8 protein-coding genes and 1 pseudogene are annotated in these 7,554 nt (G+C 43.9%); 8 read left to right on the top strand and 1 reads right to left on the bottom strand.

Going from position 1 to position 7,554, the window contains the following annotated elements:
• Positions 1-299 precede the first annotated feature (299 nt).
• Positions 300-851, bottom strand: coding sequence for an REP-associated tyrosine transposase (locus EWV68_RS01935; protein ID WP_002759060.1), 552 nt, complete (start codon positions 849-851; stop codon positions 300-302).
• 361 nt (positions 852-1,212) lie between these two features.
• Here EWV68_RS01935 and EWV68_RS01930 point away from each other — a divergent pair, with 361 nt between their 5' ends.
• The 8 genes and pseudogenes from EWV68_RS01930 to EWV68_RS01895 all read left to right on the top strand — a co-directional run bounded on the left by EWV68_RS01930 (position 1,213) and on the right by EWV68_RS01895 (position 7,261).
• On the top strand, positions 1,213-1,488 hold the full coding sequence (locus EWV68_RS01930) for a hypothetical protein (RefSeq protein ID WP_002733756.1): 276 nt from the start codon (positions 1,213-1,215) through the stop codon (positions 1,486-1,488).
• Positions 1,485-1,856 carry a hypothetical protein gene (locus EWV68_RS01925; RefSeq protein ID WP_002793820.1) on the top strand — a complete coding sequence of 124 codons (372 nt, stop codon included), beginning with the start codon at positions 1,485-1,487 and terminating at the stop codon, positions 1,854-1,856. The genes EWV68_RS01930 and EWV68_RS01925 overlap by 4 nt, the downstream gene beginning before the upstream one ends.
• A gap of 260 nt (positions 1,857-2,116) precedes the next feature.
• Positions 2,117-2,494: a DUF433 domain-containing protein gene (locus tag EWV68_RS01920; protein ID WP_287168627.1), complete on the top strand. Its 378-nt coding sequence runs from the start codon at positions 2,117-2,119 to the stop codon at positions 2,492-2,494.
• Positions 2,491-2,883, top strand: a pseudogene (locus EWV68_RS01915) (DUF5615 family PIN-like protein). Before EWV68_RS01920 ends, EWV68_RS01915 begins: the two are co-directional and overlap by 4 nt.
• A 741-nt stretch (positions 2,884-3,624) precedes the next feature.
• Positions 3,625-4,707 carry a sulfate ABC transporter substrate-binding protein gene (locus EWV68_RS01910; protein ID WP_287168626.1) on the top strand — a complete coding sequence of 361 codons (1,083 nt, stop codon included), beginning with the start codon at positions 3,625-3,627 and terminating at the stop codon, positions 4,705-4,707.
• Positions 4,708-5,105: 398 nt separating this feature from the next.
• Entirely contained in the window at positions 5,106-5,486 is a 381-nt protein-coding gene (locus tag EWV68_RS01905) for a DUF7980 family protein (RefSeq protein WP_002779112.1), read from the top strand.
• Positions 5,483-6,151 (top strand): phosphatase PAP2 family protein, encoded by a 669-nt coding sequence (locus EWV68_RS01900; protein WP_287168625.1) that lies wholly within the window; start codon positions 5,483-5,485, stop codon positions 6,149-6,151. The genes EWV68_RS01905 and EWV68_RS01900 overlap by 4 nt, the downstream gene beginning before the upstream one ends.
• A gap of 111 nt (positions 6,152-6,262) precedes the next feature.
• Positions 6,263-7,261, top strand: a complete 999-nt coding sequence (locus tag EWV68_RS01895; protein WP_287168624.1) for a sulfurtransferase — start codon at positions 6,263-6,265, stop codon at positions 7,259-7,261.
• Positions 7,262-7,554 lie beyond the last annotated feature (293 nt).

Below are 7,554 nucleotides of genomic sequence, written 5' to 3'. Positions count from 1 at the left end.
ACGCTGACGCTAACACACCCTACTGGACTGTTTCAGTTAATGAAATGTAACGCACGCTAACACACCCTACTGGACTGTTTCAGTGCGATATGGTAGGGTGCGTTAATGAAATGTAACGCACCTTATCTAATGTTCAAAATTCGTGCGTTACGCTGACGCTAACACACCCTACTGGACTGTTTCAGCTAATTTGGTGTATTAGAAAAATGCTATAAATTCTATAATCTAAGACTTTAAGCCGAAATCTATCGCCCTATTTTAGCTGAAACAATCCACTACATTTGATACATTTATATTGCTTAATCATCCCAAAAACCTTCAGGCTTGGCTATACGTTCACCACTACCCCAATCCTGGGGATAAATTCCTTGAGCGATAAACCGATGGATACTGGAATATTGCCAATCTTGAGGATTTTCACAGAAACCATGCCGCACTGGATTGTCATGAATATAATCGCAATGTGTTGCAAAATCTTGTTCATCTCGGATTAAATGCTCCCAAAATCGGCGTTGCCAAAGATTCCCTTCTCCTCGTTTTTGCCGCGATCGAGAAACTTCACGATTAACCCCCAATGCCTGCCCATAATGCTTTGTGACATAAGTTTTGATTAATCGTAACCTTACCGAAAAATCTTGATCATCATCTGGTAACGTCCATAAACAATGAAAATGATCAGGTAATAGAACAAAAGCATCAATCACAAAAGGATATTTCACCCTAACCTTTTCGATTCCTTGCCTAAGCGCTTTTCTAGCCACATCACAACAAAGCCAAGGCTCTCTCTGATAAGTGACTTGAGTAATAAAGAAAGTCCCTCCAAATACATGAGGTCTTCGATAATTAGACATTTGGATCGTAGAGTGTATTAATGAAATGTACAACTTGAATGATAATCAACAAATTCGTGCGTTACTGGACAGTGCGATGCCGAAGGCACTGCATAGCAGATAGCCGATCTTGTAGGGTGCGTTAATGAAATGTAACGCACCTTATCTAATGTTCAAAATTCGTGCGTTACGCTGACTGGACTGTTTCAGCCGTAGGATGCGTTCCCTAATGCAGGATTTTTGAGAACGCACCATGCACATTGATTGAAGCTGTGAGGTTAGGTGCGGTGCCGCTCTTGTGGGCCCAGTTGAGGGATGTTAGCGAAGATTCCCAATGTTTAGGTTAAAATAGAGGGGCAAAAGTTGCCACAGGGTCGCTTCAATGACAGTTCGACAACCCCGCTACAGCAAAGAAGAATTTGCCCGACGTGGACACGAAGTCTACGAGTCTCAGGTACGCTCTCAAATCGAGGAAGGGAATCATGGGAAGATTGTAGCAATAGACATCGAAACAGGGGCTTTTGAAGTGGCTGACGACAGCCTAACAGCTGCTAAACAACTGTTAATACGTTTTCCTGATGCACAAATATTTGGTATTCGCATTGGACATCGTGCCGTCCATCGTTTTGGCTTTCGTTCCCCCAGTGTGTCGCCATGATGATGGGGAGCGTCAATTCGCGCCGAGAAGCAATTATTCAATTCGTAGTGCTAGGCGAAAATCACCAGAGGCAAGCGATTAAAGCAGTTATTGACACTGGTTACACTGGATTTCTCACGTTGCCTTCTGCTATCATTACAACACTAGGATTAACGTGGTATATGCAAGAAGAGGGAATCTTGGGCGATGGAAGCCTCTGTATGTTTAACGTATTTGAGGCAACTGTGATCTGGGATGGTCAGATCAAATCTATTGAAATCAATGAGTCAGAGACAGATCCATTAGTTGGTATGGGTTTACTTGATGGCTATGAGTTGAATATTCAGGGTTTTGCTGGGGGATTAGTGACAATTAAACCTTTGTCATAGTGCGATCACAATCGCCGTAGGGTGCGTTCCCTAATGCAAGTCCTACTGTTCCACCAATAGATTTTTGGGAACGCACCATGCACATTGATTGAAACTGTCAGTCTAAGTGGGATGCCGAAGGCACTGCCTAGCAGTACACTGATCTGGTCGCGTAAGGGGCGGGCTATAATGAACGGTGAACCTGATTGGTCAGAAAAAATTGACCAATATTTGTCTGGTGAAACCATTGACCATTAAGTGGATTCTAAGGAGCTAAGGGAATGACCTGGACGGCAAACCAACAAGCGAAAATTATCCGTACAGAGCGAGGACTGACGATCGCTGGCACGCGCATCACCCTCTATGATGTGATCGATCTCCTAAAAGCTGATTATCCTCCTAAACTGATTCGTGACACATTTAACCTCACGGACGCGCAAATTGACGCAGCTTTGTCCTACATTGAGGCAAACCAAGCTCAGGTCGAGGTTGAATATCAAGAGGTTCTTCAGAATAGGGAAGAAATTCGCCAGTACTGGGAAGATCGTAACCGTGAACGCTTTGCTCGAATTGTAGCAATGCCACATAAACCAGGGCAAGAAGCGTTTTGGGCAAAGCTTGAGGAGCAGAGAGCCAGACGTGCCGCACAAAAACAATGACTTTCTTAGTTGACTACAACCTCGACGGTTATGCGCTGATTTTTCTTGGTATATTGGCAAAACGTGGTTGGCTTGAGTTTCAGTCTGTCCAATTTGTCACCTTTAGAGAGGTTGGATTGTCGATGGAAAGTAGCGATCGCGTAGTCTGGCGCTATGCTCAAGAACAGGAGATGATGATTCTTACTGCTAACTGAAATATGAAGGGTGATGATTCCCTTGAGCAGGTTATGCGAGAAGAGAACACAGAGAACTCATTTCCAGTGTTGACGATTGGAAATCTCGATCGTTTGAGTGAAGCTGAGTATAGAGAGCGCTGCGCTGAACGACTGATCGAAATTGCTGTAGATATTGATAATTACAAGGGGGTTGGTCGGTTATTCATTCCATGATATTGTCGGCTACGCTTAAAAATTAGGGCGATCGCCGTCCTATCGCTGAGATGCACGGCATAACTTAGCCGTTATGCGGCAAGTTTCTGAATAGATCGCAATCGCTGTAGGGTGCGTTCCCTAATGCAGGATTTTTGAGAACGCACCCTGCACATTGATTGAAGCTGTCAGTCTAAGTGCGATGCCGAAGGCACTGCATAGCAGATCGCCGATCTTGTAGGGTGCGTTAATGAAATGTAACGCACCTTATCTAATGTTCAAAATTCGTGCGTTACGCTAACGCTAACACACCCTACTGGACTGTTTCAGCCCTGGGGTGCGTTCCCTAATGCAGGATTTTGGGAAACGCACCCTGCTCATTGATTGAAGTCGTTAGACCGCTTCAATTTTAGGGTAATAGTTGCTAAGGTCCGCTAACCTCACCGGTGAACCCACCTAGGGAGAGGTTTGTGATCGCTAAAAATTTCTTTCTTCTCCATAAAAACGATAAAATTTCTATTCTGGAAGCATAAAGAGGCTTCAGGCGAATTTAAAGGCACATTTAAGCCCTATAAATCGAATATTTCCAGTTTTTTGAGTTAATCAAGCCATTAATGGCTTGATTTATTGGCATCTAACCCAACTGAGACAGTATAATTTTTTCTGTGATGTATTGAAATTGTTTCTTATTTCATATAAAATACAATTTCAGAGAAAATACCTAGCAATCTCCCATAAATAAACAAAGGAGCCGATGACATCGTGATCCATGAGCCTAGATCCCAAAAACCGAAAACCCTCTTACCTTTTATTTCTCTAGCTACGGCTGCCGTCGTCACAACGGGAATCGGACTAGCTTCTAGTCCCCTATCGGCATCGAGTAATCTGCTGGCAGCTGCGGATAAACAGCAAGCTAAACAACAAACCGTGGAAATCACCCTGGTTTCCTACGCGGTGACTCAATCGGCCTACTCAAAAATTATTCCTCTATTCGTCAACAAATGGAAAAGAGAGAAAAAACAGGATGTGGTGATTAAACAGAGTTATGGCGGCTCTGGTTCCCAAACCCGCGCTATTATCGACGGATTAGATGCAGATGTGGTAAATTTGGCCATCGGTTCCGATGTGGAACGCTTGCAAAAAGCGGGTTTAGTTAACCCCGGTTGGCAGAAAGAACTCCCCAATAACGGCATCGCCACTCGTTCCGTGGTAGCCTTAGTTACTCGTCAGGGCAATCCCAAAGGAATCCGCAACTGGCCAGATCTAGCCAAATCGGGGATTAAAGTCATCACTGCCAACCCGAAAACCTCTGGGGTGGCCCGGTGGAATTTTCTGGCTCTCTGGGGAGCGGTAACTCGGACCGGCGGCAATGAAGCACAAGCGACCAATTTCGTCCGCAATGTCTATAAAAACGTGCCTGTACTACCCAAAGATGCCCGGGAAGCCAGCGATGTCTTCTTTAAACAGGATCAGGGGGATGTGCTGCTTAACTACGAAAACGAGGTGATTCTGTCCCGTCAAAAAGGAGAAACCGGTTTTTCCTATACTATTCCTCCGGTCAATGTTTCCATCGATCCGCCCGTGGCCGTAGTGGATAAAATAGTTGATAAACGCAAAACCCGGGAAGTAGCGACAGCTTTTGCCCAATTTCTCTTTACTCCCGAAGCACAGCGGGAATTCGCCAAGGTGGGTTTCCGTCCGGTTAATGCTAATGTGGCTAAAGAGTTTAGTAAACAATACCCAAAAGTGTCGAATCTGTTCCCCTCTACGGCGATCGGTAGTTGGGAGGAGATCCAGAAAAAATTCTTTGCTGATGGGGCGATTTTTGACCAAATCCAGCGTTAATTAGTCGTGAGCCGTCAGCCGTCAGCTAAGTAAGTGGTTCTGATTAAATAGAAGATAGATTTTGCTTTTGATCCCCCCTGCTCCCCTTAATAAGGGGGGTATCTGACAATTTTCAACACCTACTTACTTAGGGTCTGCTGAATAAATCTCAAAACCTTGTTGGATAAGACTTTTGGACTTTTTTACCCTCAAAAAGTGCCGGCCATTGGGGGGATCGGGGGGAAAATTCCTGGACTTTTTCCCTGAAAATTAGGTAACTGACTACCTCAAAATCGGTAAAACCCTACACCCCACACCCCACACCCCACACCCTGCCCCCACCAACAAACTTTTTCAGCAAACCCTAGATAGCTGATGGCAAAAAAAAACAAAGCTAATAGTTAGTAACTAAAAAAAAGATGTATCTACTTGACAAAATAAAAAACGGAACCTTGGTATTGATCGGTTACTTATTATCGCCCCTGTGTTGGTGGAACGATCTAATTTTTAATCTGCCGATCGCCTACGGTTTCGGTCGTTTAATTGCTTGCTTACACGCCGATTTTTTTCTACCAGCGGCCATGGTTGGTTATTGGTTATCTAATCTTGTGGGAATTCTGCTAATGCAATTCGGGACGAAAGAATTAATCGGTGGAGAGAAAGAAGAACGCAATTGGCAAAAAGAATTAAGAAATGGATTACTTTCCTCGACAGTTTATACTTTAGTAATCCTAGCTTTGCTGCATTTTCAGGTTTTAGAAATGCCCCTGTTATCCTCGATCGCCACTTTTTCCCCGTGATTCCCAAAACCTACTTAAACAATAGCTTAATTTTCTTAGCCATCTTGTTAACATTCGTAACTTTTACGGATTTAGCCCTCGCTATTGACCGGCATCCCCAAGGATTTGCCTGGGAAAAATCACTGCTGCTATCTATTCATCAAATCACTAATTCAAACCTAAATTTTTTGGCCATAAAACTAACGGGATTAGGTACTTATTGGGGAGTGGCCCCGATACTAACAATTTCACTGCTGATTTTTGCTATAAAAAAATACTGGTATGGGTTCGCTTATCTCCTTGTGACTATGGCGGGAGGTTGGGCAATTAGTTATAATCTCAAGATTCTTTTTCATCGGAATCGCCCACAATTTTGGCAGTTATTTTATCCCTTACCCGATGATTTTGCCTTCCCTAGCGGTCATGCTTTATTTAGTTCCCTGTTAGTCATTTCTTTACTGATCCTATCTTGGAGAACGCGCTGGTTTTTCGGGGTAGTTTTACTGGGGATTCCCTTCGTCTTAGTTATTGCCTGGACTCGTCTTTATTTAGGTGTTCACTTTCCTAGTGATATCCTTGCCGCTTGGCTTTTAGCGATCGCTTGGTCTCTCCTAGTTCATCTCTGGTGGCAACAGTTATTAGAGACACCCAAGGCGATCAACACCCAAGAGGAAACTAATAATTAGTTGACCGACTTGCTGCCCCAAAAAAATATCACGTTATACCTAAATTTTTGGAGAAAGCTAATCAAAGCCCTATAGTAATTATCGTTTGATACTCGTCGCTGACACTGAATCATGAAACCAAAACTGCGTCAAGGGAAGGGTCTATCCCTGGGACGGTTTCAAAGCCGTCCCCTTGCTTTTCTCACTTTAGTTCTTCTCTGCATTTTAACCTTTACCTTAGCCCCGTCATCGCCCCTGATGGCCACGTCTAAATCTGAGACTAAGATAGACTTTGTATCGCCGGCGTGGGTAGCACAAAATCTCAACGATCCGAAGTTAAAAATTCTCGATGTGCGGATTAATCCTTTGGAATATATCACCGGTCATTTACCGAAAGCGGTGAATATAGCCGACAATAATTTTCGTGGTCCAAACGGATTTTTACCGGTTCAATATTGGCAAGAGGATAAAATTGGCAGTCTCTTTGCCGCCGCAGGAATCACTAATGGCGATCGAGTGGTAATATATTCCGATGGTCGCGATGTCTTGGGGGCAACCATGGTCGCCTATTTATTAGAGCGATCGGGTTTCCGAAATGTGGCGGTCTTAGATGGTGGTTTTAAGGGTTATAAGGGTTCTGAACAAAAGGTAACTAAAGAATTCCCTAAATATCAACCCGGGAGCTTTACTGTCCGTGATAATCCCTCGATTCGGGTAACTTTAGCAGAAGTAGAGAAATTGATCGGCAAACCCGATGTGGTTTTTATCGATCCTAGACCGGAAGAACTTTTTCAGGGGAAACAGGATATCTGGCTGAGAAATGGTCATATTCCGGGGGCGAAAAATATACCCTGGCCGACTTTTACGGAAGCGAATAATCCCGATGAATCCCTGAAAAATACCCATAAATTGAAATCTTTAGACGAAATCAGGAAGATTCTTGCCCAACGCAACATCAAGCCCTCGGATAATATTATCGTCAGTTGCAGTACTGGACGGGAAGCAACTTTACAGTATATCGTCCTCAAACATCTGCTCGGTTATCCCAAGGTGCGAATTTATGAGGGTTCTTGGACAGAGTACAGTACCACAGATCTGCCCGTCGCTACAGGGCCAGAAAAAGCAGTCTAAAGTCAAGTTTGTCGGTTTATACTCGTTGTGTTTAACCATCTTGCCCAAGATGGTTTTTTTGTTAGGGTAGGTTCCCGACGACGACTAAGTGAGGGTTTGCTGAATAAATCTAAAAATCTTGTTGGATAAGGTTTTTAGACTTTTTTTCTCTCAAAAATTGCCGACCATTGGAGTGATTGGGGGGAAAATTCAGGTACTTTTTCCCTGAAAATTAGGTAGTTGACCACCTGAAAATCGATAAAACCCCACTTCCCCACACCCCACACCCCACACCCCACACCCCACACCCCACA

Origin of the sequence: Microcystis sp. M_QC_C_20170808_M9Col (genome assembly GCF_007095495.1) — a bacterium.
In the GTDB taxonomy this organism is placed as follows: domain Bacteria; phylum Cyanobacteriota; class Cyanobacteriia; order Cyanobacteriales; family Microcystaceae; genus Microcystis; species Microcystis aeruginosa.
This window is presented reverse-complemented; position numbering and strand designations above follow the sequence as displayed.